Here is a 2,127-nt window from a genome sequence, read left to right on the forward strand (position 1 = left end):
GGACTGAAAAAATATTTCGCCTCCGGCAGCAGCACGTCAAGGGCCGTTGATGATGTCTCCTTCAGCCTTGCCCAAGGCCAGACCCTGGGTCCGGTGGGGGAATCCGGTTGCGGCAAGTCCACCACCGGGCGCAGCGTACTGCGCCTGATCGAACCCAGCGCAGGCAGCGTGCGTTTCATGGGCCGGGAACTGACCTTGTGCCCGAAGACCAGTTGCGTGCCATGCGCCGTCACATGCAGATGGTGTTCCAGGATCCGTACGCCTCGCTGAACCCGCGCATGACCATCGGCGAAGTGCTGGAAGAGCCGCTGCTGGTGCACAAGCTGCACGAGCGCGCCACCCGCAAGCGCAAGGTGGCCGAGGCCTTGGAAATGGTCGGACTCAACCCGGCCTATGCGGCGCGCCATCCGCATGAATTCTCCGGCGGCCAGCGCCAGCGCGTAGGCATCGCGCGCGCCATCATCACGCGCCCCAAGTTGGTGGTGGCCGATGAAGCCGTGTCGGCGCTGGACGTGTCGATCCAGGCGCAGATCCTGAACCTGCTGCGTGAACTGCAGCAGGAACTGGGGCTGACCTACCTGTTCGTCTCGCACGACCTGGCCGTGATCCGCCACGTCAGCGACCACATTGGCGTGATGTACCTCGGGCGCATGGTGGAATTGGGCACATGTGAAGAAGTGTACTCAAACCCGCGCCATCCCTACACGCAGGCGTTGCTCTCAGCCATTCCACGTGAACATCCGCGCCAAAAACGGGAACGCATCGTGCTGCAGGGAAGCATCCCCAATCCGGCCGCCCCGCCCCCGGGCTGCCACTTCCATCCGCGCTGCCCGTCCTGCATGGATATCTGCAAGACCGAGGCGCCGCCTGCCATCAAGATCAGCCCTACCCATACGGTGGCTTGCCACCTGAGCCGCCCGGAGTTGGCACTACGCCCGACCCGATAAAATACGCCCCTGAACCAAGAACGAGAGACCGCCATGCCTGCCTTCCCCGACTTCAGCAGCAACCACTATCCCTACCTGTCGCGCCGCAGCGCCGTCTATGCCCGGCGCGGCATGGTGGCGACCTCGCAGCCGCTAGCCGCCCAGGCCGGGCTGGAAGTCCTGCAGCGAGGCGGCAATGCCATCGATGCCGCCATCGCCGCAGCCGCGGCACTGACGGTGGTGGAACCCACCGCCAACGGTATCGGCGGCGATGCCTTCGCGCTGGTCTGGCATGGTGGCAAGCTGCATGGCCTGAATGCCAGCGGCCCCGCCCCACAATCCATCTCGGCTGACCAGCTCACCAGCGCAGGATTGAAGGAGATGCCCAAACACGGCGCCTTGCCGGTCACCGTGCCCGGCACGCCCAGCGCCTGGGCCGCCATGGCCAAGCGCTTCGGCAAGCTGACGCTGAGCGACTCGATGGCCGGCGCCATCACGCTGGCGCGCGAGGGTTTTCCAGTCTCGCCGATGGTGGCCCATGCCTGGCAGGTGGCGCAGCAGAACTTCAAGCGCGCATTCAAGGAAGCGCATTTCCAACCCTGGTTCGATACCTTCTGCATCGATGGCCAGGCCCCGCAGGCCGGCCAGCTGTGGCGCTCAGCCGGCCACGCCGCCACCCTGCAAGCGATTGCCGAAGACGGCGCCGAGAGCTTCTATCGCGGCGCACTGGCCGAACAGATCGCCGCCTTCCTGCAACACGCCGGTGGCTATCTGCAAGCTGCCGATCTGGCCGCCTTCCAGCCGCAGTGGGTGGACCCCATCGGCGTGAACTATCGCGGCTATGAGGTCTGGGAAATCCCGCCCAATGGCCACGGCATGGTGGCGCTGATGGCGCTGAACCTGCTCAAAGCCTACGATTTCACCGAGCGCGATACCCTGGCCACCTACCACCGCCAGATCGAAGCCATCAAGCTGGCCTACGCCGATGGCCTGGCCCACATCGCCGATCCGGCGCACATGAAGGTGACGGTGCAGCAATTGCTGTCGGAGGCCTATGCCGATGAACGCCGCAAGCTGATCGGCCCGCGCGCCACGCTGCCGGTGGCCGGCGGACCGTCGCGCGGGGGCACGGTGTACCTGTGCACGGCCGACGCCGAAAGGCACATGGTGTCCTTCATCCAGAGCAACTACATGGGCTTCG

The 2,127-nt window shown here is 65.5% G+C and carries 1 protein-coding gene and 1 pseudogene; both read left to right on the plus strand.

Translation table 11 applies throughout. From position 1 onward, the window contains the following. Window positions 1-947, plus strand: a pseudogene (locus tag I5W_RS21915) (ABC transporter ATP-binding protein); the annotation flags it as partial. Between the two features lie 33 nt (window positions 948-980). Next, a partial coding sequence (locus I5W_RS21920) for a gamma-glutamyltransferase family protein (protein WP_044530828.1) occupies window positions 981-2,127 on the plus strand: 1,147 nt, incomplete at its 3' end.

Origin of the sequence: Herbaspirillum sp. B65, assembly GCF_000333555.1 — a bacterium.
Taxonomy (GTDB): domain Bacteria; phylum Pseudomonadota; class Gammaproteobacteria; order Burkholderiales; family Burkholderiaceae_D; genus Herbaspirillum; species Herbaspirillum rubrisubalbicans.